This is a genomic window from Massilia sp. TSP1-1-2 (assembly GCF_049896185.1).
Classification (GTDB): Bacteria; Pseudomonadota; Gammaproteobacteria; order Burkholderiales; family Burkholderiaceae_D; genus Telluria_A.
Map to the genome: position 1 here is coordinate 1 of NZ_JAFCTU010000056.1, position 22,591 is coordinate 22,591.

A 22,591-nucleotide genomic window follows, 5' to 3' on the forward strand; every position below is an offset into this window, starting at 1 on the left:
TGCTGCAACCAGTGTGAAAGTAGGTTATCGTCAGGCTAGTTATATTAAAAAACCCCGCAGAAATGTGGGGTTTTTTTCGTCCGAAATTTGTATGTGCACATGCATACAGTAGAAATAAATGTTGCCAACTTACTCTGAAGGCACGAGCGCCTGCCTATAATCGGTTCCTTGACATGCCTGGGGACGGTAATGAAAGCAAAATAAAGACGCTTCCTGGCGCGCGCCGCTGTGGCGTTGGTATTGGCGCCCTTGGCCCTGTTTGGGTCGATGCTATTCTTCGCCAAGATTGAGTCGACCAAGTCCGGTGTCCACCAACGCTTGATGCTTCCCTTGTTGGGTATCGCTCACGTCAAGATCCCCATGACCGCCGGAACGGGAGACGCTGCTGCAATTCCCGGCAGGTTCGATGGCCCCGTGGTCAAGATGGGCACGGCCAACAGCTGGTCAGCGAGCTGGTTTTGCGAAAATCGCGTGCTGCGCCAGGCCGGCAGGGGAGAAACCTTGCACATCTCGTGCGCCGGACAGCGCCACACTTTCGCCATCCCCCAGAAAGCCCAGCAAGATGATGCTGTCGTGTCGATGCCGGACAAATTGCTTGTGCTGAGCGATATTGAGGGCAATGCCGCATTTCTGAATAGCGCTTTGAGCAAACTCGGCGTCACCGCTGCAAGTGGCGAATGGAACTTCGGCGCCAATCGGCTGGTGATTGCCGGCGACTCCGTGGATCGCGGGAGCGATGTGTTTGCCGTGTTGTGGCGCCTGCACGGCCTGGCAGCGCAGGCCAGGGCAGCGGGCGGCAGCGTCCATGTTGTGTTGGGCAACCACGAACAATATCTTTTGCGGGGCAACACCGTCAAGATCCATCCCGAGCACCTGTATGCGCTTGAAAAGATGGGTGGTGCCGCGGCCGCGTTTGCGCCGGACACGGTGATCGGCGCATGGCTGCGCGCCCAGCCGGTGGTGGTGAAAGCAGGCCGGGTGGTAGTGACCCACGGAGGAATCAGCTCGCTGGTCGTACAGCAAGGGCTGACGATTGCGCAGCTCAATACGGCGATGCGGCGCTATTGGCGCGGCGAGCTGGTGCCGGCGGCTGAACTGGAAGCCGTGCTAGGTTTTAATGGGGTCACACAATACCGCGGCTACTTCAAGGCCGAAGAGGGCAAGTACGCCAAGGCGGGCGATCAGGATGTCGTCGCGGCATTGCGCTCATTCGATGCGGACACGATTGTCGTCGGGCATTCGATCGTCGAGAAAGTAAGCGTCCTGTACGACAAAAAAGTATATGCCATCAACGTCAACAGCAATACGTCCGCGCCCGAGGCGCTGTTGTTTGAAGGCGGTGTGGCGAAAGTCGTTACAGCTGCGCCACGCGCGCTGCCCGAAGAAGAAACCGAGCGCGTAGCGCGCCCGATCAATTTGTTGAACGGCCAGGACTGGCAGACACTGGCCCGGCTCACGCGGCGCACGCGCGAGCTATCAAATTTGCCCTCGCCTTTTTAAACGAAAAAACCCGGTTGCAAAGCTGGTGAACGCGCTCAGTGCAAAAACCCGGCTTTTTTCGTCCGCAGAGTTACCCGGTCAAACCGCAAGCAGGGTTCCCCGTAGGACGGATGCAATCCGCCATGCTCGCGTCCCGTTACCAACACTGCACGTGTTGAAAGAGAAAACCGCAGAAATAGCGAGTTGTTCGTCCCCAGAAACGTCATGCTCCAGCTGGTCACTGTAACGCATCGATTCCAATGCACTATTGGCATCCGTTCTATGGGTCGCGAGTCGTCGCATCGCCGCTTGCGCGAGGACGATGATGGGGCGAAAATTCCTGCTTCAATTCGCCCGGCCGATATTCATCCGTTGGGTATGCGTCCACCGGTGGTCCGACGCCGCGACCGCCGAACTGTAGGTGCGCCATGTCTGCCCTTCGCCCGGCCATGGATTCATGATGTACACGTAGTTGGTTCCGTTGTACGTCTCGTATCCACGTCCCACCATGATGTGACCGCCGCCATTGGTCCAGCCATAACGGATCACGAACGGGCGGTTGGCATTAATGTCGCTCACCACGCTGGCCCATGAAGAGGCGCTGTTGTACGCGCCATTCGACACGCCCCACGCACTGAGAATGGTTTGCACGCTGCCATTGGTGCCATACATGCTGTTGGGCTGATTCGCATAGCTGTTCCAGTCGAATGTGGTATTTCCACAAGCGTAGTTCAGGCCCGAACGCCCAGTTCACGATCTGGCACTGGCTCTGCGTCTTTGCATAATAATTGAGCACCGCCTTGCTCGACGCCGACCAGCACCACTGGCTATGTTCCTGCGTCACCAGCGGAACACTCAACGTCTTCCATTGCGCCATTGCGGCAGGAATGGCCAGCATCAGCGCGGCGCCCAATACAACCTTGTTCAAAACTTTTTTCATATTCGCTCCTTGAGTGGTTGCCGGCTTAACGCGCTACGGCCATGTTTTGCTTGACCGCGATGCGCAGCGGTGTCAGGAGCTCGGTTTCGTCGAGCAGTTCGCGCCCCCGTTTGCCTGCATCCTTTTGCATCATCAGCGACTCGCGCGCCGAGTGCAGCGGTGCAAAGCGTCCGCGACCGTCCTCGCTGTCCACTTCCAGGAAGTCCGCACGCGCCTGGTAAATGCGCAGGAAACGCAGATTGGACTTGTCGTGTTGCCAAAACGGCCCGCGGCCGCATCCAGGTCCTTGGCCAGTACGGCGGCTCCATAGGCAACGGTTTCGTATCGCCCATTGTTCTTTTCCACGGTCGCCAGGCCGATAGCCTGCTGATTCAAGGTAACGACGAAGCGCCATTCGTTGACTTGCCTGGCCATGCCACGCATGGTGTTGCGGCCGGCGAGCAAATCGGAAGGATCGATGGTGTATACGGAAAAGCCATACGCAATGCGCGCGTCTTTCAACGCTTGCATGTCGGTGACAGCGAGCGGAAAGTCGCCAGGCGCGGCACCTCGCCGGGCCAGCTGATGGGCGACGAACTGTGCGAGATCGCGTTGTGCTGCAGCGAGCGCCTGCGTGGCGGCCGATTTGTTCATTGCTTGCTGCACGGTATTGCCGGTAGCGGCTGAAACAAGCGGACAGGCCAACACCAGACAGGCGCCGCTGATCACGGCGGCCACAGTTAGTATTAGTGCAATAACTCTACCGCGCTTCCCGGTATCTCTCGTTCCATGACCTATAGTTGATGCACTGCAGCATGCACCCACGACGAGGTGCTGGGCACTCACTCAGACGACAGGAACCATATGAACAGCAATACCAAGGCCTATTTAGTGGGCGCCGGCATCGGCTCCCTCTCCGCAGCAGCATTCATGATCCGCGACGGGGGCATCCCGGGCGCCAACATCACCATTTTTGAAACCATGCCACTTCCGGGTGGCAGTCTCGACGGCGGGGGAGATGACCGCGCCGGCTATACCTTGCGCGGCGGGCGCATGCTCACGACCGACAATTACGAGTGCACCTGGGACTTGTTCAAGTCGATTCCCTCGCTGCAGCACCCTGGCCAGTCAGTCTTCGACGAAACCATTGCGTTCAATCTTGAAAATATCCCGGAATCAAAGGCACGCTTGATCGACCGCAACCGATTCAAGGTTGATGTCTCGTCGATGGGGTTCAGCATGACGGACCGGCTGGAGCTGGTGCGCCTGAGCGAGTCCGATGAAGAAACATTGGGCACCAGCAGTATCACCGACTGGCTGTCGCCGGAATTCTTTGAGACCAAGTTCTGGTTCATGTGGGCGACCACGTTCGCATTCCAGCCGTGGCATAGCGCAGTCGAATTCAAGCGCTACCTGCATCGCTTCATGAAGGAGTTTTCCCGTATTGAAACGCTGGCCGGGGTCAAGCGCACGGTCTACAACCAGTTCGATTCGCTGGTGCGCCCGCTGCTCGCCTGGCTCAAGGACAAGGGCGTCGTGTTTGTCATGGACTGCACCGTCACGGACCTGGCGATGGCAACCGGCGCCGACGGCAAATGGGTTGTGACCGGCATTGAATGCCAGCGCGAAGGCGCCGTCGAGATGCTGCCGGTGGCGCCGGACGATCTGGTATTTTTCCAGAACGGTTCGATGACCGATGCGTCCAGCTACGGTGCGATGGATCGCCCACCTGCGCACTTGACCAAGAAGGACAGTGGCGGCTGGGCATTGTGGGAAAAACTGTCCCAGGGCCGCCCGGAATTTGGCAACCCGGCCGCCTTCAATTCCAGCATTCCGGAATCGTATTGGGCGTCATTTACCGTCACCTTGAAAGACCCCGTGTTTTTCGACCAGATGGAAAAATTTACAGGCAACCGCGCCGGTACCGGCGGCTTGGTGACGTTCAAGGATTCTAACTGGTTCATGTCGGTCGTGCTGGCCCATCAGCCACACTTTATCGGGCAGCCCGAAGGAACCCAGGTGTTCTGGGGGTATGCGCTGCACCCGGACCGTATCGGCGACTTCGTCGCCAAGCCCATGGCCGAATGCAGTGGCGCGGAAATCTTGCAGGAACTGTGCGGACACCTGAACTTTGACCAGTCGGTGATGGCGAGCGCCACCTGCATTCCTTGCCGCATGCCGTACATCACCAGCATGTTCATGCCGCGCGCCCTGGCCGACCGGCCGCTGCCGGTTCCCCGCAATTCCAACAACCTCGCTTTCGTGAGCCAGTTTGTCGAAATTGCCGACGATGTTGTCTTTACCGTGGAGTACTCGGTGCGCGCGGCGCAGATGGCCGTCTACCAGTTGCTTGACGTGGCGCGCGAAGTGCCGCCCGTCACGCCGCACGACGCGTCGCTCAAGGTCAAGCTGGAGGCGCTGATCAAGGCATTCTGATTGCACGGCGGGCTGCACCAACACCGCTGAATTCTCCCGGTTTTGGTGCGATTCGATTGTTTCCGGCGCGCATCTTGCTGGCACGGTTCTTGTTATACTTATCATGAACCCAACGGAGATACGCTGACATGGTGCATTTTTATAATGAAATGATGGCCGATGAGTCGGCCACATCGGTGCGTGAACACTACCGCGAGTTCGACGCCTGGCTGCGCCGGCAAACGCCCGAACACATCGAACGCAAACGCGCCGAGGCCGACCTGACGTTTCGCCGGGTGGGCATTACCTTTGCAGTGTACGGCGACGATGCCGGCACCGAGCGCCTGATACCGTTTGACACTATTCCGCGCATCATTCCGGCGCATGAATGGCGCGCTTTGCAGGCGGGCCTGGTGCAGCGCGTCAAGGCCTTGAATATGTTCGTGCACGACATTTATCACGACCAGAATATCATCAAGGCCGGCATCATTCCGGCCGAGCAAATCTACAAGAACGCCCAGTACCGTCCGGAAATGCAGGGCATCAATGTTACTTCCAATATCTACGCCCACATTGCCGGCGTCGATATCGTGCGCGCCGGGGCGGGCGAATTCTACGTGCTCGAAGATAATTTGCGCGTGCCTTCCGGCGTGTCGTACATGCTGGAAGACCGCAAGATGATGATGCGGCTGTTCCCTGAACTGTTTGCCCGCAACCGCATCGCGCCGGTCGACCATTATCCGGACATGCTGCTCGAAAACCTGCGCTCGGTGGCGCCGTCCGGCGCTTCCGACCCGACCATTGTCGTCATGACGCCGGGCATGTACAACTCCGCTTACTTCGAGCATGCTTTCCTGGCCCAGCAAATGGGCGTGGAGCTGGTCGAGGGCAAGGATCTGTTTGTCAGCAACAACGCCGTGTACATGCGCACCATTCGCGGTCCGTGCCGGGTTGACGTGATTTACCGGCGGATGGACGACGATTTCCTCGACCCGCTCGCTTTCCGCTCCGATTCGGCACTGGGCGTGCCCGGCTTGCTGTCGGTCTACCGCGCCGGGCGCGTGACGCTGGCCAATGCGATCGGTACCGGCGTGGCCGACGACAAGTCGATTTATCCCTTTGTGCCGGACATGATCCGTTTCTACCTGTCCGAGCAAGCACTGCTCAACAACGTGCCCACGTACCAGTGCCGCAAGGCCGAAGACCTCGCTTACACGCTGGCCCACCTGCCCGAACTGGTGGTCAAGGAAGTGCACGGCGCGGGCGGCTACGGCATGCTGGTGGGCCCCGCTTCCACCAAGGCGCAGATCGCGGAGTTTCGCGAACGCCTGATCGCCAAGCCCGACGGCTACATTGCCCAGCCGACCTTGGCGCTGTCATCCTGTCCCACCTATGTTGAAAACGGCATCGCGCCGCGCCACATCGATTTGCGTCCGTTTGTCCTGTCCGGGAAAACCATTTCCATGGTGCCGGGCGGCTTGACGCGGGTGGCGCTGCAAGAAGGCTCGCTGGTGGTCAATTCGTCGCAGGGCGGCGGCACCAAGGATACCTGGATACTGGAGAAATAATGCTCAGCCGAACCGCAGACCACCTGTACTGGATGGCGCGCTACACCGAACGCGCTGAAAACACGGCGCGCATGCTCGACGTGGCGGTGCAGACGTCGATGCTGCCGCAATCGGCGCAAGAGGCAGACGTTGCCTGGCGTGCCATGCTGAGCATTTCCGAACTCGAGGCCGCGTTCGACGCGCGCTACGACGTGCTCGATCCTAAAACCGTGCTGGCGTTCATGGTGAGCGACCCGGACAATCCATCGTCCATCGCTTCCTGCCTGACCGGTGCGCGGGAAAATGCGCGCGCGGTGCGCGGCAAGCTGACCACCGAGGTATGGGAAACCCAGAACACGACCTGGCTCGACATGCAAAAGCGCCTCGAGTCGGGCAATTTCGAGAACGATCCAAGCGAATTTTTCGAATGGGTCAAATACCGTTCGCACCTGTCGCGTGGCGTGACAGTGGGCACCATGCTGACCGACGAGGCGATGTACTTCATTCGCCTGGGCACTTTTTTGGAGCGTGCCGACAACACGGCGCGCATTCTGGACGTCAAGTACCTGGCAGCCAAGGCGAACGAGGACGGCGAGGCATTGAACCAGCGCGACTTTTATTACTGGGCGGCGCTGCTGCGTTCGGTATCGGCCTTTGAAATCTACCGCAAGGTGTACCGCGATGTCATCACGCCGGAACGCGTGGCGGAATTGTTGATGTTGCGCGGCGACATGCCCCGCTCGCTGCTGGCCTGCATGGACCAAGTTGTCGCCAATTTGAAATGGGTGCACAACGACGTGTCGGGCGACACCGAGCGGATGGCCGGAAAGATCCACGCGGAACTACAGTTCGCCCGCATCGACGATATTCTCGCAGCGGGCTTGCACGACACCCTGACCGATTTCATGGAACGCATCTTTGAACTGGGCAACCGGATCAGCCGCGACTTCCTCGTTCCCCTGGCGGCCTGACATGCAATTATCCATTCGTCATGAAACCTCCTACAGCTACACGGTCGCCCAGGCCTACAGCATCCAGCAACTGCACCTGACGCCGCGGGCCGAAGCGCAGCAGCGCGTCTTGTCCTGGCGTATCAGTACGCCGGGAAATTGCCAGGCTTATACCGATGCCTACGGCAATCTGTCGCACATGCTGACGCTCAACGAACCGCACCGGGAAGTGAACATTGTCGTCGAAGGCGTCATCGCTACCGAACTGCTGCCCGGCGCTCGCCTGGCCAACGATGAAGGCTTGTCGCCGCTGATCTTTACGGTCTCCACCCGCCTGACAGAGCCGACCCCGCAGTTGCTCGAGCTGGCGGCGCGCACGCTGCCCAAGGCCGGCGCGCGGGTGGGCACGCCCGACGTGATGAAGCTGGCCGAATACGTTTACGGCGCGGTGGCGTATCAGAGCGGCGCGACCGATGTCTTCAGTACTGCGGGCGAGGCGCTGGTGCTGGGTGCCGGCGTATGCCAGGACCACGCCCACGTGTTTTTATCCTGCTGCCATGCGCATGGCATTCCCGCACGCTATGTTTCTGGCTATATCGATCCGGAGTTCACCGGCCACGCGGCCAGCCACGCCTGGGTCGACGCCTGGGTCGACGACGCCGATTTTTCCGGGTGGATCAGCATTGATGTCACCCACAACCGCTTGATGACGACATCGTACTGCCGGCTGGCCATTGGCCGCGATTACGAGTCGGCCGCCCCGGTGCGCGGCATGCGGCGCGGCGGCGGCCAGGAGGCGATGAGCGTCCATGCGCTGATCGTGCCCGTGTAAAATAGGGCCTTTCCCCTCCATAGAATTACGGCCATGACATATTGTGTAGGCATGCGCCTGAACGCCGGGCTGGTGTTGCTGGCCGATTCGCGCACCAACGCCGGGGTCGACCATGTCGGCACCTTCCGCAAGTTGAGCGTGTTTGAAAATCCGGGCGACCGCGTGATCACCTTGATGACCGCCGGTAATCTGTCGATTTCGCAATCCGTGCGCCAACTGGTGGCCGATCATGTCTGCAAAGATGGCATGACGATCTGGAACGCGCCCAATATGTATGAAGCGGCGCGCATTGTCGGCGAAGCCGTGCGCATCGTTCATACCCGCGACTCGCTCAGGCTGGCGGAGTTCGGCGTCGATTTCAATATTGCGATTATTTTGGCCGGACAGATCCGCGGCGAGCGCTGCCGCCTGTTCCTCATCTACTCGGCGGGCAACTTCATCGAGTCACATGATGAAAACACCTATTTTCAGATCGGCGAAGCCAAATATGGCAAGCCCATCATCGACCGCGTCGTCACGCCGCTGACCTCGCTCGACGATGCCGCCAAGTGCGCGCTCATTTCCATGGATTCCACGCTGCGCTCGAATATTTCGGTGGGCTTGCCGCTGGACTTGCTGGTGTACGAAGATGGCAGCTTGGCCGTGACGCGCTTTGTCACGATCGACGAACGCAATCAGTATTTCCAGATGATCCGCAACAACTGGGGCCATCAACTCAAGGCCGTGTTCGAAGGAATCGATGCGCCCGTATGGGATGCGGCGCCGGAGGCGACCGAGAACGTGCTGTCGTCGACCAATATGCACAGCAAACCTGTACGGGTGGCATTGCCAACCGAGATGGGGCGGGTCGAACCACCTGCACCCTTGCAGTCACTGGCCGAGCAGCCCGCCGGAAACGGGCAGTCCTGAAAGTTGCTACGCCTGGTTGACCGCCGGCGTGCTCTGGTCGCGCGCAATGCCGCGGCTGATGCTCTCGCCGTCGGTGGCGCGCAGGCGCCAGAAGGTCACTGACGACAAGATGGTCATTGCCGAGAGCGCATAAAATGCATGGTGCAGCGCATCGGTCACCATCGGCTGGTTGGTCTGCGGCACCTTGCCCAGGTACCAGGCGGCCACGATGGAACCTGCCGCTAGGCCAAAGCTCATCGACAATTGCTGGAACGAGCTAGACATGGTGCTGGCCATACTGGAATCGGCATCATCGATGTCGGCGTACGCCAGCGAATTCATGCTGGAAAACTGCATCGAGTTGAAGAAACCTTGCATCGCTGAAATCAGCACGATGAGTGCCAGCGGCGTACCCGGCCCGACGAAGGAATACAGGCCGATGGTAGCGCCAATGCACAAGGTATTGACGGTCAGAATCCTGCGGTAGCCAAAGCGTTTGAGCAAGCGCTGCGACACCAGTTTCATGCTCATGGCGGCGAATGCGGCCGGCATCATCAGCAAGCCGGACTTCCAGGCCGGCAATCCGAGGCCGAGCTGATACAGCAGCGGCAGCAGGAAAGGCAGGCCGCCAATGCCCAGCCGCGTGATAAAGCCGCCCGCCACGGAAATGCGGAAGGTGCGCACCCGAAACAGCGCCAGGCGCAGCAGGGGAAATTCCATGCCCCGCTCATGTAGCGCGTAAGCGATCAGCAGGCCGACCGACAGCGCAAACAGGCCGCCCATTGCGCTTGGGGACAGCGTGTGCTCGCCAAAAATTTCCAGCAGCCAGGACATGATCGCCGTCCCCGAACTGAACAGCACCAGGCCGACCACGTCCAGCGGGCGGCGGATGTCGGCCTTGTAGTCGGGCATGTAGCGGTAGACAAGGTACAAGGCCAGCATGCCCACCGGAACATTGACGAAAAAGATGACCCGCCACGACGTCCAGTGCACGATCAGGCCGCCCACGGTCGGGCCCAGCAGCGGGCCGATGAGGGCGGGAATGATGACAAAATTCATAGCGCCGAGCAGCTCGGCCTTGGGAAAGGTGCGGATGATGGTGAGGCGCCCGACCGGCATCATCATCGCGCCGCCCAGGCCCTGCAGCAGGCGCGCGGCGATCAGCATCGGCGTATTCAAGGCCAGGCCGCACAGGACCGAGGCCAGCGTAAAGACCGTGATGGCGACCGCGAACACGCGCTTGGTGCCAAAGCGGTCGGCCATCCAGCCGCTGACGGGAATGCCCACCGCCAGGCTGAGGATGTAGCTCGAGACGATGGACTTCAGGCTCAGCGGCGTGACCTGGAGGTTGGCGGCAATCGCGGGAATCGCCGTATTGACGACGGTGGCGTCGAGCTGTTCCATGAACAAGGCAGCGGCGACCACCCAGGGCAAATACGTTTTGACGGATGCAGTAGACAGGGGCGCCTCGAACTGGTGGTGGAACAGGACAGGATAGTCCAGCTGCCATTATCCTGCTGACGAGCTGCCCATCTGTACTGCAATTCACACTCGCGGCAGTTTGCTAAGCTGCTAGGCCTGCACCCGCTGCAAGCTGAGCACGAAGCTGACGCCGTCCGCATGGTTCAGCACACTGATGGTGCCGCCCATCTTTGCCATGTAGATCTTGGCCACAAACAAGCCCTGACCGCGGTTGCCTTCCGCGCCCGAGTCCGGCTGGTCCGAGACGCCGTACTCGAACACTCGGCTGATCAGCTCGTCGCCGATGGCCGGTCCCTGGTTAAAGATGGTAATCGTGGCCCCGGTTTCCACGGCGGCAAGCGTGAGCGTGATGGGACTGCCGTCGAGCCGGTAACGGGCGGCATTGCGCAGCACGTGGGTGACCACGTCTTCGAGGCAATATTCATCCGCGCGCGCGAGGACGGCCTGGCCGCCGCCAATGAAGCACACGTTATCGATGCCGGCGCACGGGGCATTGGCCGCCACGTGTTCGAGAAAGGCCGACAAGTCCAGTTCACCGACCTGCACCACGCTGGCCTGGAACGCTTCGCTGGGCGAGGCGGAGCCATACAACACGCGGATTGCCTGTTGCATGCGCGCGAGATAGCGTCTGCTCTGGCCGTCGGCGTCGGCATGCAAGGCCAGCAGCGATTGCAGCGGCGACATGATTTCATGACCCACCGCGTGCCACATGTCGCGCTCCTGCTCTGCGCGGATCGTGTCGCGCTCGACATCTTCGCGCACCCGGCGCAGCAAGTCGTGCAGGCAACTGGCGAGCACGCCCAACTCATCTTCGCCGCGCAAGTCCGACAGGTCGAATTCGTCGGCCGCACCGGTGCCCTTGACCGTCTTGGCGACCGAATCGGCACGCCGGATCAGCACGCGGATGCGGCTGATGACGCCGATCTCAATCACCAGCCACGCCAGCAACAGGGCCAGTAGCATACCGCCCACGTACCACGACAGGCGCCTGGCCACCACGCTCAGGTTCTTGCTGACGCTGCGCACGTCGCCGCCGAGCGTGACCTGGTAGCGGCCCGACGGGATGGAAATGGTTTCCGTGGCCGTCAGCGGCGCGTCGTAGGCGTCGACCGGCAAGCGGCGGATCAGGCTGGTGAGCAAGCGCCACGTCGGCTCTGCCTGCAGGTCGGCGCCAGTCAGCGCGATCAGTGGCGGCCCGCCGGCCTTTTGGATGCTTAATGTTTCACCGGGCAGCAGCGCGGCCTTGAGGTCGGTCAGGGAAAACGGCCGCACGGTGCTGTCGCTGGCGCTGTCCAACAGTGCAGGACCGGCGCCGGGCGCCAGCACCTTGACGCTGACGGCAATGTGGTCCAGGTCGGCCGGCGGCCAGACCGGGCGCTTGCCATCGAACAGGGCGTCGCGCAGCAAGCCGACTGGCAGGCGCAGCGAGAAAAATGCGTTGTGCAGACAGGCGCCGTTCGCTTGTGCCGGGGCGCCGGGGTTGCAGTCGGCGCTTTGCCAGATCCAGCCGCGGAAATCCTTTACCGGGTTCATTTTGCGGTAGCCGTGGTCGCTTGCCCGAAAGCCGGTCAGGCGCCCGCGCATGCCGGTTTCGCTGCGGCGCGCAGCGTTCTCCGGCGACTCTTCAAAGGGCGCGATCCAGTCGTATTGCTGGCCGCGCATCTTGACGCTGACCAGCACCCGGTGCGACTGGTCCAAAATTTCGTCGCCGGTCTTGTGGGACACCAGCGCCGTGCCGTCAAAGCTGCCGGCCACATAGATAAAGCCGCCGGCCCAGGCATTGGTGCCCACGCCCACGCACAAGTTGCCGCTGCTGCCGTACTGGACCAGGCAGCCGGAGAGCGCGATCGCTTGCTGCACCTTGTTCTGGTCGTCGAAGTCGAGCGAGCCGAAGGGCAGCAGCACCGGATGCAAGGCGGTGGCGGGGGCGTCGCTGCGGAGCGGATTGAGCAGCGCGAGTTGCCCGGTCGGGTGGCGCAGCGTGGCGGCAATGTGCTGCGCATTTTTTTGAAAGCCTGCGGCGTAGCTGTTGTAGCTGAGCTGCTTTTCCTGCTGCAGTACCGATACCGCCAGGCCCAGCGTGGCCAGTGCGAGCAGCAAGAATGCGGCCCGCAGCAAGATGCGCAGGCGGTAGGGAACGACGCGCATGAAACGCACGCTCATGCCTGGCGCGCCACCCAGCGAAAGCCGCGCATGGGCACGTTTTCGACGCCTTCGAAAGTGGGGTCGATTTCGCGAAAGGCGTCGCGGATGGTGCTCACGTGCTTGCGGATATTGTCGCGGTTGCGCCCGCTCTTGACGACCTCGTACAGCTCGTCGTACGAGACTACCTCGCCCTTGCGCGCGAACAGTGCGGCCAGGATGCGCTGGGCCGTCAGCGGCAGGTTGATGCGCTGGCCGCGCCAGGTCGGATTGCGCTGGCGCAGCGGGTCAATCTCCAGTTCCTTGCCAGGCGCTTTTTTCTCGCTGGCGATGGCGGCCCGTTCTTTCACGGCGCGCAAAATTTCCAGGAAAGTATCGATGAAGTCCGATTCCTCGAACGTGGCCTTTTGCAAGTAATCCCAGGCATCAAGCGCTTTCATGATGCTGCGGTAAATCGTGGCCGGCATGGCCGACACCACCAGCACCGGCGTCGCATATTTTTTATTGATGGCGTTGATGATCGCCACGCCCGCATGGCGCTCGCGCCCCAGTTCAATGTCGAGCACGATCAAGTCGTAGCGCTCGCGCGCGATGGCGCTTTCCGCCTCGTCGCGGCTGAACCACTGGTCGACCGTGATGCCGGGACTGGCCGACGCGATCCATGCCGCGAGCTGGTTGCTCGTCGGCAGGTCGTCTTCAATGACAGCCACTCTGGCCATGGTGGTTCTCTCCTGATGGGAAGACCCGAGTATCCACGTTTTCCCGGCAAAAGTCATACAACTGCTGTGAGCATTTACTCACGCGCGGGTGGGTTCTGCCCCGGCCCGGCCATTGTTACTTCCGCATCGGTGGCGCCACCATGCAGTACCGGGAGACGCACTTCATGCCGAACCGGCCCCACTTACAAGGTGAATCACATGTCGCAGCGGATCAAGATCATGGTGCAAGCTGTACGTTCCTCGCTGGCGCGCGGCGCCGGCAGGGTGGCCGCGACGTTTCGCAGCGGCGCCCAAGGGGCCGGCAAGTTGCGGCTGGGACGCATCGGCCTGTTGCTGGGCGTGGTGGGCGGGGCCGGCTACCTGATGTTCGCCCGCCCGCCGGTGCATACCGTGGCGCCAGGGTATATCGGCGTGCGCGTCAACCAGTTGACCGGATCGAGCAGCACGGTGCGCGAAGGCGCGCTGTGGGTGCTGCCCGGCGTGCACAGCCTGCGCGAGCTGACGCTGTTCGACCAGGTGTACCGCCCGGCAAGCAAGGATGACGCGCCGTTCCAGTCGATGGAAGGGCTGGCGCTGGGGGTGGACTTGTCGGTGCGCTACGCGCTCGATCCGGCGCGCATGGCGGCGATCGCCAAAACGCTGCCGCCTGACATCAACGGCAGCGTCGTCGAGCCGGCGGTGCAGGGCGTGATCTACAAGGTGTTCACCCGCTATACGGTGCGCGAAATTTTTTCTTCCAAGCGCGCCGAGATCCAGCAATTGATTGAAGCCGAACTCAAACCCAAGCTGGCCAGCGACGGCATCCTGTTGCGCGGTGTGACGATCGGCAAGATCAGCTTGCCGCAGGAATACAAGGCAGGCATGGAAAAACTGCTGGCCGAGGAACTGGAAACCCAGAAAATGCGCTACACGCTGGAATTGAAGGAGAAAATGGTCAAGCAGAGCGAACTGGAAGCGGACGCCGCCAAGATCACCCGCGAAAAGGCGGCGGAAGCGGCGGGCAACGAGCAGATCATCGCCGCCCGCGCCCAGGAACAAGCCATGAAGCATGTGCTCCCGTTCAAGGAAAAGCAGATTGCGCAGCGCCAGCTGGAAGCGGAGGCCGACAAGGTCTCGCGCATCAGGATGTCCGAAGGCGCGGCCCAGGCGCGCGTGATTGAGGCCGCCGGCGAAGCCGACTCGCGCCGCAAGCTGGCGGACGCCGAGGCCTATCGCCAGGACTTGATCGGCAAGGTCACCACCACGCAAATGGCGCGTGAAGGCGCGCTGCTCTCGCAACACCCCTTGCTGATCCAGAAAACCATGGCCGATAAATTGTCGGACAAGGTGTCGGTGATCATCGCGCCGGCGCCGACCGATGGCGGATTCATTGGGGCCGCCTTGCTTGGGACGCAAAAAATTGCCGCAGTGGCTCCCGTGGAAGTCGTTGCAGCGAAGGAAGAATAATCATGCCAGGCACATTATTGGTGGCAGCGGCAATCGCCTCGATGGCGATCGTGACCCAGGACCAGGCGTCGCTGCGCGCCGCGCCCAAGGATGCGGCGCAACAGCAGGCGGTGTTGTGGCAAGGGGACAGCCTTGAAATTCGCGGCGAAATGATGGATTACCTGCAAGTGTACGATCACGTGCGCGAACGTGCTGGATATATTCGCGCCTCGCAGGTGCGCAAAATATCGCTGGCGCCCACCGAGGCCGGCGAACTATTGGCGGTGGTGCGCTTTCTAAAGGATACGCCGGGCGCCGAAGCGCTGGGCATTGCCTACACGGCGGCGTTCCTGAAGGCAGCGCCGGCCAATGCCATTGGTCCGGAAGCGTTCGACGCGCTGGGCGGCATGGCCGAGCGGCTCGCCAGGCGCGCCTCGGCCAAGCAGGGAAAGCAGGGTATGCAGGACGTGGCGCTGGCGGCGCACATGGAAGTGGTAAAGAACTACGGCGTGGTGCTGCGCGGCTATGATACCGATGGCCGCATCCAGCTGTGCTACGACGGTGACGCTTACCGGCGCGTGCTGGCGCTAAAGGCCGAGCCGCGCCAGCAGGCCAAGGCGGCGCTGGGGCTGACGCGCCAGGAATGCCTGGATCCGGCCCAGCGCCCGGGCGAGCGCGACGCTGCCGACCAGTGGCGCGCCGATGTGCTGGACAAGGTCGCGCTGCAAGATTTGCCGCCGCACATCAAAAATCGCGTGTATATGCGGCGCGCGGCGGTCTGGTCGAGTGTGGCTTTTGAGCGGGCGCGCAGGCATCAGCCGTCGCAAGAGGCCGCTATTCGCGCGCTTGATGCGCTTGGCAGCGTCAGCAAGATCGACCTGGCAGACGAGGACGCTTCAGCGTATGCCGACGCAGGCGTGCGCGCGGGCAGTGTGCGCTGGGCAGCGGAAAGCTCGGTGGCGCCTGGTGCGCTCTTGTCGGTGCAGGTGCGGCCCGGGCAGCCGGGAGAAAGCTGTGTTTCCTTGCATGCAAAAGCGGGCGCCCCTGCCTTGGCGACGCGCTGTACCTACGGCATTGTTTGGCCTGCATCGGCACGCAGCAATGCACAGGGAACGGCGCTGGCGCTGGCAGTCCAGCCGATGGCCGCGTGGCGCGAGTTGTGGGTGTTCCACAAGGTGGCGACCGGGTGGGCGATTGATGTGTTGCCGCCGGCGGCGGTCGATCCCGACATCGGCTATGCGGAGTTTGCCGGTTGGGTGCCGGGCGCGGCCAAAATGCTGGTGGTGCGCGAGGCGCGCGTGGAAGGGCGGTTCAAGCGCAGCTTCGAGGTTGTGAACCTGGAAACGCTGGCGGTGGAAAATGGCGCAGACAAGCCCGGGTCGCTCAGCTTGTTTCACCGCTGGCAAGATCCGACGTGGAAACGCCAGACGCTGAGCCTGCGGTGAGGGCGGTCATGCGCACTGGTCCCCGGCGCGGGCGCAGCGTGCCTGAAACATTCTCGGCGCGCTTTGGGTGCCGGCGCAGCAAGGGGCAGCGAGCGTACCGAAGGCGGCGCGAGCTAAGGTGAACTGTTGGTGACCTGGTCCCAGTTCACGTCAAATCGCGCCAGGAACTTTTTCAGGCGATCCGCATCATTCGGTTTGCTCTTGGCATCGCGCGACACGCCGTACAGCTTGCGGCCGGCGTCCGAGAGCGACTTCGATTGCCGGCATACGGCGATCACGGCGCCAAGTTGCAGCGCATCGAACAGGTCGAGGCTTGCCACGGCTTCCTGGCCGATCACGTCGGCCAGGTCCATTCCGCCGCCATCTGACGGCAAATTGTGGTGGCGCCACAGACGCTGTAGGCGGGTGGTCTCGTCGGCGACGATCGATTCGGTAATGCCGCCCGCTTCGGCCAGCGTGGCCATGCGCGTGACCGAGGCCGACAGGTCGCGAAAGTTCCCCATCCATAGTGCTTGCGGCGACATCGCGAACCGCATGTAGTTTGCGCGCGCCTCCTTGTTAAAGCGCACCATCTGACCATTTTCTTCGCTGAAGCGCGCCAGCAAATAGGCCAGATTGGGCTCAATGTCTTCTGGCCGCTCGCGCAGGCCCGGCAGCGCGTAGGTCCACAAGTTGATGCGGGCATACAAGTCTTCGCGGAAACGGCCCGCCACCACTTCCCGGGCCAGGTCGAGATTGGTGCCGGCAATGAGCTGGAAGTCGCTTTGCACTTCGTTGTCGCTGCCGACGGGGAAAAAACGCTTTTCTTCGACCGCCTTGAGCAGCATGGCTTGCTCGTCCGGGCCGAGTTCGCCGATTTCATCGAGGAACAGCAGCCCCTTGTGCGCCGTGCGGAGCAAACCCGGCCGGTCCGACGCGGCGCCCGTGAATGATCCCTTGATGTGGCCAAACAGCGTTGAAGCAGCGCCATCGCCATGCAAAGTGGCGCAGTTGAGTTCGACAAACTTGCCGTCGAGCTGGTGGCGCGCCTTTTTCAGGTCGTAAATGCGGCGCGCCAGGAATGACTTGCCGGCGCCGGTCGGGCCCATCAGCAACATGGGCGCTTTTGACTTGATGGCAACGCGCTCGATTTCCTCGATCATGGTATTGAAGCGGTCGTTGCGCGTGGCGATGCCGGACTTGAGGAAATCCACGCCTTCGGCTTGCTCGCGCGAAAAGCGCTGGGCGATCTGGTCGTAGCGGGACAGGTCCAGGTCGATCAGTGCATACGTGCCGCTTTGGCCTTCGCCTTGCCGTTTCGGTGGCGAGGTCTGGACCAAGCGGCCCGGGAAAAAGCGCGCCTCGGTCATCAGGAACATGCAGATCTGCACCACGTGGGTACCAGTGGTGATGTGGATCCAGTAATCCTCGTTGTCCGGATCGAAAGGGTAGGACTTGGCGAAGTCAAACAAAGTGCCGTAGACGTCCTCGAAATCCCAGGCGTTGTCGATATGCAGCGCATGCGGAATCACGGACGTTTCCGGCGACACCGAGGCAATATCTTGGCTGACCTGCTGGATCAGGCTGTCAACACGGCCGTTATACAGCAGCTCGATGCGGTCGATGATGACGTCATCCTGCTGGGTCAGCGCGACAGTCGGCCGCCAGCGCTCCCAGCGGCCGCTGCCTTTGCCACTGTCGAGCTGGGTGCCGACGAAACCGATGACGACGATGCGTTTCTTTTTCATTTTGTATAAATGTTTATATTTAAAAATAATTATAGCGCAAGCATGCGCTTTTCCGTCCATGACCGCCATGGTGGGCATTTGGTCAACATAATCATAGTTATCAATGGCTTACGCCGTTGCGGATCTACTGTGGCGCGACCTGGCACACCACTTGCAATAGGAGTCATACAAACAGAATAAAAAGAGGAAAAGAAAATGGCAAACGCCCAGTTGTTCCAGTCAGTGATCGGCAAGTTCGTACCGTTTGCGGATACCGTCAACGCAGCACAAGCCCCGGCCTACGCCATGTCGCCGCGCCACCAGCTGGCGCAGTACGCCGCCACTGGATGCCTGAACGCCACGTACTACGCGAATGCCGAGGCGCAACTGGCAAGCGTGTTGCAATTGTGCGAGCAAGTCGATGCAGCGTTTATCGCCCAGGCGGACGTCTACTGCCGCGAACGTGGTTACATGAAGGACATGCCCGCCTTGCTGGCGGTGGTGCTTGCCGGCAAAGGCGCGGCTGAACTGGCGCCGGCCTTCCGCCGTGTCATCAACAATGGGAAGATGTTGCGCAACTTCGTGCAGATGATCCGTTCGGGGACGGTGGGCCGCAAGTCACTGGGCACGCGTCCAAAAAAGCTGGTGCAACAGTGGTTGAACAATGCAACGCAAGCGCAGTTGCTGTCAGCGTCGGTGGGGACCGCGCCATCGCTGGCGGACGTGGTGAAGATGGTGCACCCAAAACCCGCTGATGCTTGGCGAGCGGCATTTTTTGCCTGGTTGATCGGCAAGCCCTTCGATGCGGATGCATTGCCGCCGCAGTTGAGGGCGTTTGAAGCGTACAAGTCGGACCGCACGCAGCCTTTGCCGGACGTACCGTTTCAAATGTTGACATCGCTGGAGTTGTCCACTGGGGATTGGGCGCAAATTGCGCGGCAAGGAAGCTGGCAAATGGTGCGGATGAACCTGAACACTTTCGGACGGCATGGCGTGTACAGGGTTCCCGGCATGATTGGCCTGATCGCGGCAAAACTGCGCGATGCAGAAGTCATTGCAAAGGCGCACGTGTTTCCTTACCAGTTGATGGCAGCTTTTAAAGCGGCATCGGATGAGGTGCCGCGCAAAATTCGCAACGCATTGGAAGACGCGCTGGAGATTGCGCTGTCTAACGTGCCGGAGATTGAAGGCCGCGTGGTGGTTTGCCCGGATGTATCGGGTTCGATGGGTTCGCCCGTATCCGGCTATCGTGGTTCGGCAACGTCGGCCATGCGCTGTATCGACGTGGCGGCCCTGGTCGCTGCAGCGATGTTGCGCAAGAACCCGGGGGCGATGGTGATCCCATTTGCCGGCGATGTCGTGCGGTGCGATTTGAACCCGCGCGATACCGTGATGACCAATGCCCAGAAACTGGCGGCACTGGGCGGCGGCGCAACGAGCTGCAGCGCACCGCTGGCGCTGATGGTCAAGAACAAGGTCAAGGCAAACTTGGTGGTATTTGTGTCCGACAATGAATCGTGGATCGATGCCCGGCACGGCATGACCGCGACGATGCAGCGCTGGAATGAGTTCAAAGTCATCAATCCGCAGGCGCGCCTGGTGTGTGTCGATTGCACGCCGAACGCGACCAGCCAGGCGACTGAGCGTGAAGACGTGCTGAACATTGGTGGTTTTTCCGACGATGTTTTCAGAATCGTCGCCGCGTTCGCCGCCGGCCAGTTGGGCGCACAGCATTGGGTCGGGGAGATTGAAGCGGTCGACATGTAGTACGCCGTCCCTTGTCATTATATTTTTAGCAGTCCCGTTTTTGAGCCTGGCAGGAATGCCGGTGTGATTACACTCCAAAATTGTTCACATCACACCAATTTCTTGTCCTGCCGTGGCTCGAATTATTTCGATGAATGCCGGTGGAAATACATTGGTAGGAGAACGCCGGATGCAAGTCCGGCGCACCGGTTCGAATCCGGCACGCTCCATTTTTTCACCATTCTAGTCATCACCCTTATTGAGCAGAGAAAAACTACATGAAAAACGAAAACTACGACGTCATGAATATTGAAGGCGGCACCCACGTAAAAATGTGGACCCAGGGTGTGCCGGTGGAAGACGTCGCGAAAACGCAACTGTCCAATACCGCCAAGATGCCATTTATCTACAAGCACATTGCGGTCATGCCTGACGTCCACTTGGGAAAAGGTTCGACCATCGGCAGCGTGGTGCCGACCCTGGGTGCGGTGATCCCGGCGGCGGTGGGCGTGGATATTGGATGCGGCATGATGGCGGCCAAAACCACGCTGTGCGCGAGCGACCTGCCAGATAGCCTGAGCAAGCTACGTTCTGCCATCGAGCGCGCCATTCCGCACGGGATGTCGCCGAAAACGCGTGGTTTCCGCGGCCGCGATGAAGGGTCCTGGAACACGCCGCCGGCGCCGGTCGATGCGGCCTGGGCATTGTTGAAGGATGAATTTGATGCGATCTGCCTGAAGACGCCGAAGCTGAAAAACACGAACAACTATCGCCACCTGGGAACGCTGGGTGGCGGTAATCACTTCGTTGAAGTGTGCCTCGACGAAGTAGGCTTCGTGTGGTTCATGCTGCACTCCGGCTCGCGTGGCGTGGGTAATGCCATCGGTACCTACTTTATTGAACTGGCCAAGCAGGATATGCGCCGCCACTTCATTAATCTCCCCGACCAGGATCTGGCTTACCTGGCCGCAGGGACCGAGCATTACAACGATTATGTCGAAGCGGTGAGCTGGGCGCAGAAGTTTGCACGGATGAATCGTGAAGTCATGATGACGAATCTGATTGCCGCCGTCCGTACCGTCATTACCAAGCCGTTCGACACGCACGTCGAGGCGGTCAATTGCCACCACAATTATGTGCAGAAGGAGCACCACTTCGGCAAGGATGTACTGGTGACGCGTAAAGGCGCGGTATCGGCGCGTGCCGGTGAACTGGGCATCATTCCCGGTTCAATGGGTGCAAAAAGCTTTATTGTGCGTGGCAAAGGTAACGCAGACAGTTTTCACAGCTGCAGCCACGGCGCCGGACGTACCATGAGCCGCACCGAAGCCAAGCGCCGCTTCACGCTGGCCGACCAGATCAAGGCGACCGAGGGCGTGGAATGCCGCAAGGATGCAAATGTGATCGACGAGATTCCGATGGCGTACAAGGATATCGACGCCGTCATGCACGCACAGCGCGACCTGGTCGATGTGGTGCATATTTTGAAGCAGGTGGTGTGCGTCAAGGGATGACGCGTGCCACATTAAAACAACAAGAAAGAGAAGCAGTATGTTGATTGAACTCGATGGCGCCACCGGTGAAGGTGGCGGACAAATCTTGCGCAGTGCCCTGACTCTGTCGATGATTACAGGGAAGCCGTTTCGCATCACGCAGATTCGCGCCAACCGTTCCAAGCCGGGGCTGATGCGCCAGCATTTGGTGGCGGTGCAGTCGGCCGCGGCGATCAGCGATGCCGTAGTCACCGACGCCCAAGTCGGTTCCACCGAATTGACGTTTTCGCCCAAGCGCATCAAGGCGGGCGACTACCAGTTTGCCATTGGCACGGCCGGAAGCTGCACGCTGGTGTTGCAGACGCTGCTGCTGGCGCTGGTGCACGCGGACGGCCCGTCGACGGTGCGCATCAGCGGGGGCACGCATAACGGCATGGCGCCGCCGGCGCATTTTCTGCAGCGCGCGTACGTCCGCGTGTTAAAGGCGATGGGCGCATCGGTGGATATTGAACTGGTGCGCACCGGGTTCTATCCGGCGGGCGGCGGCGTGATGATCGCGACCGTTGCGCCGTGCGTGCAGTTGCAGCAGATATCGCTGATGGAACCCGGCAAGCGCGTTGCAGGTTTTGCCGAGGCGCTCATTGCTGGCGTTCCACTGAACGTCGCCACCCGCGAGCTGGAAGTAGTGGGCATGGGGATGGGCTGGGAAGAGTCGCAATTGCGGGTACGCGGCTTGCCGGGCGACCAGGGACCGGGCAACGCACTGATGATCACGCTGGAATCGGAATATGTTACCGACGTATTCACGGCGCTTGGCGAAAAAGCCGTGCGCGCCGAGAGCGTTGCCAAAAGCGTGCTGAACGAGGCGCGTCGCTATATTGCATCCGGCGCGGCGGTGGGCGAGCATCTGGCAGACCAGTTACTGCTTCCGATGGCGCTGGCGGGCGGCGGGCGTTTCACGGCCCAGACAATATCGCAGCATGCCATCACAAATGCCGAAGTGATCGCGCGCTTCCTGCCGGTCCACATCACTTTCGCAAGGGATGCTGATGGCGTGGGTCGCGCTGAACGGCACATTGTTACCGTCAGCGGCCGTGGTGAAAGTGGCGGGCAGTTTAAATAGGCCTTGCCGGGCGCGGGAGCCTTTGCTATAGTCTGCCTCCCGCTGAAAAGCAGCGTGTCTTTCACAAGGCGTGCAGGGTGTCTCAAACGAGGCAACGCAGTAAAATAGAGGTTGACGAAAAACGCGAAACGCTGCATAATCTCACCTCTCTGCTGCTTACGAACAAAACGCTTCGTAGGGCACGGAAAGCAGTACCGAATAGCTCTTTAAAAATTAACAGTCGATAAGTGTGGGCGTTTGATGAAGGTGCCAACGAAGCGTAAGCCGAGTTGAATACTTA

General features: G+C 60.8%; 18 protein-coding genes. 11 read left to right on the forward strand and 7 right to left on the reverse strand.

Annotated elements, in window-relative coordinates:
- Positions 1-360 precede the first annotated feature (360 nt).
- Positions 361-1,500, forward strand: a complete 1,140-nt coding sequence (locus ACP7BV_RS25925; protein ID WP_426107774.1) for a metallophosphoesterase — start codon at positions 361-363, stop codon at positions 1,498-1,500.
- Between the two features lie 324 nt (positions 1,501-1,824).
- On the opposite strand, the gene ACP7BV_RS25930 is transcribed toward ACP7BV_RS25925, so the two are convergent.
- From ACP7BV_RS25930 to ACP7BV_RS25940, 3 genes are all read right to left on the reverse strand, one after another.
- Complete coding sequence (locus ACP7BV_RS25930) at positions 1,825-2,151, reverse strand: C39 family peptidase (protein WP_426107775.1); 327 nt, start codon at positions 2,149-2,151, stop codon at positions 1,825-1,827.
- Positions 2,045-2,419: a hypothetical protein gene (locus ACP7BV_RS25935; RefSeq protein ID WP_426107791.1), complete on the reverse strand. Its 375-nt coding sequence runs from the start codon at positions 2,417-2,419 to the stop codon at positions 2,045-2,047. The genes ACP7BV_RS25930 and ACP7BV_RS25935 overlap by 107 nt, the downstream gene beginning before the upstream one ends.
- A 132-nt stretch (positions 2,420-2,551) precedes the next feature.
- Positions 2,552-3,136 (reverse strand): hypothetical protein, encoded by a 585-nt coding sequence (locus ACP7BV_RS25940; RefSeq protein ID WP_426107776.1) that lies wholly within the window; start codon positions 3,134-3,136, stop codon positions 2,552-2,554.
- Positions 3,137-3,262: 126 nt separating this feature from the next.
- Here ACP7BV_RS25940 and ACP7BV_RS25945 point away from each other — a divergent pair, with 126 nt between their 5' ends.
- The 5 genes from ACP7BV_RS25945 (at position 3,263) to ACP7BV_RS25965 (ending at position 9,051) form a co-directional block, all read left to right on the forward strand.
- Positions 3,263-4,834, forward strand: coding sequence for an oleate hydratase (locus ACP7BV_RS25945; RefSeq protein WP_426107777.1), 1,572 nt, complete (start codon positions 3,263-3,265; stop codon positions 4,832-4,834).
- A gap of 128 nt (positions 4,835-4,962) precedes the next feature.
- Positions 4,963-6,381 carry a circularly permuted type 2 ATP-grasp protein gene (locus ACP7BV_RS25950; protein ID WP_426107778.1) on the forward strand — a complete coding sequence of 473 codons (1,419 nt, stop codon included), beginning with the start codon at positions 4,963-4,965 and terminating at the stop codon, positions 6,379-6,381.
- The gene (locus ACP7BV_RS25955) at positions 6,381-7,331 is read left to right on the forward strand and encodes an alpha-E domain-containing protein (RefSeq protein WP_426107779.1); all 951 of its coding nucleotides are present in this window, start codon (positions 6,381-6,383) and stop codon (positions 7,329-7,331) included. Before ACP7BV_RS25950 ends, ACP7BV_RS25955 begins: the two co-directional genes overlap by 1 nt.
- A gap of 1 nt (position 7,332) precedes the next feature.
- Positions 7,333-8,142: a transglutaminase family protein gene (locus ACP7BV_RS25960; RefSeq protein WP_426107780.1), complete on the forward strand. Its 810-nt coding sequence runs from the start codon at positions 7,333-7,335 to the stop codon at positions 8,140-8,142.
- A 33-nt stretch (positions 8,143-8,175) separates the two neighbouring features.
- Entirely contained in the window at positions 8,176-9,051 is an 876-nt protein-coding gene (locus ACP7BV_RS25965) for a peptidase (RefSeq protein WP_426107781.1), read from the forward strand.
- A gap of 6 nt (positions 9,052-9,057) precedes the next feature.
- Here the strand turns inward: ACP7BV_RS25965 and ACP7BV_RS25970 are convergent, their stop codons facing one another.
- The 3 genes from ACP7BV_RS25970 to ACP7BV_RS25980 all read right to left on the reverse strand — a co-directional run bounded on the left by ACP7BV_RS25970 (position 9,058) and on the right by ACP7BV_RS25980 (position 13,373).
- Entirely contained in the window at positions 9,058-10,434 is a 1,377-nt protein-coding gene (locus tag ACP7BV_RS25970) for a DHA2 family efflux MFS transporter permease subunit (RefSeq protein WP_426107790.1), read from the reverse strand.
- A 168-nt stretch (positions 10,435-10,602) separates the two neighbouring features.
- Positions 10,603-12,675: a sensor histidine kinase gene (locus tag ACP7BV_RS25975; protein ID WP_426107782.1), complete on the reverse strand. Its 2,073-nt coding sequence runs from the start codon at positions 12,673-12,675 to the stop codon at positions 10,603-10,605.
- Positions 12,672-13,373 carry a response regulator transcription factor gene (locus tag ACP7BV_RS25980; RefSeq protein WP_426107783.1) on the reverse strand — a complete coding sequence of 234 codons (702 nt, stop codon included), beginning with the start codon at positions 13,371-13,373 and terminating at the stop codon, positions 12,672-12,674. The genes ACP7BV_RS25975 and ACP7BV_RS25980 overlap by 4 nt, the downstream gene beginning before the upstream one ends.
- A gap of 198 nt (positions 13,374-13,571) precedes the next feature.
- Between ACP7BV_RS25980 and ACP7BV_RS25985 the strand changes: the two genes are divergently transcribed.
- Both ACP7BV_RS25985 and ACP7BV_RS25990 read left to right on the forward strand, forming a co-directional pair.
- Positions 13,572-14,819 (forward strand): SPFH domain-containing protein, encoded by a 1,248-nt coding sequence (locus ACP7BV_RS25985; RefSeq protein ID WP_426107784.1) that lies wholly within the window; start codon positions 13,572-13,574, stop codon positions 14,817-14,819.
- A 2-nt stretch (positions 14,820-14,821) separates the two neighbouring features.
- Positions 14,822-16,243, forward strand: coding sequence for a hypothetical protein (locus ACP7BV_RS25990; protein WP_426107785.1), 1,422 nt, complete (start codon positions 14,822-14,824; stop codon positions 16,241-16,243).
- 113 nt (positions 16,244-16,356) lie between these two features.
- Here ACP7BV_RS25990 and rtcR read toward each other — a convergent pair whose 3' ends face one another.
- A complete protein-coding gene (gene rtcR / locus ACP7BV_RS25995; RefSeq protein WP_426107786.1) occupies positions 16,357-17,970 on the reverse strand; it encodes an RNA repair transcriptional activator RtcR in 1,614 nt (537 codons plus the stop codon).
- 222 nt (positions 17,971-18,192) lie between these two features.
- On the opposite strand from rtcR, the gene ACP7BV_RS26000 reads away from it, so the two are divergent.
- From ACP7BV_RS26000 to rtcA, 3 genes are all read left to right on the forward strand, one after another.
- Entirely contained in the window at positions 18,193-19,716 is a 1,524-nt protein-coding gene (locus ACP7BV_RS26000; protein ID WP_426107787.1) for a vWA domain-containing protein, read from the forward strand.
- Positions 19,717-19,973: 257 nt separating this feature from the next.
- A complete protein-coding gene (locus tag ACP7BV_RS26005) occupies positions 19,974-21,209 on the forward strand; it encodes an RtcB family protein (RefSeq protein ID WP_426107788.1) in 1,236 nt (411 codons plus the stop codon).
- 37 nt (positions 21,210-21,246) lie between these two features.
- Positions 21,247-22,311, forward strand: coding sequence for an RNA 3'-terminal phosphate cyclase (rtcA, locus tag ACP7BV_RS26010; RefSeq protein ID WP_426107789.1), 1,065 nt, complete (start codon positions 21,247-21,249; stop codon positions 22,309-22,311).
- The last annotated feature ends 280 nt before the right edge of the window (positions 22,312-22,591 follow it).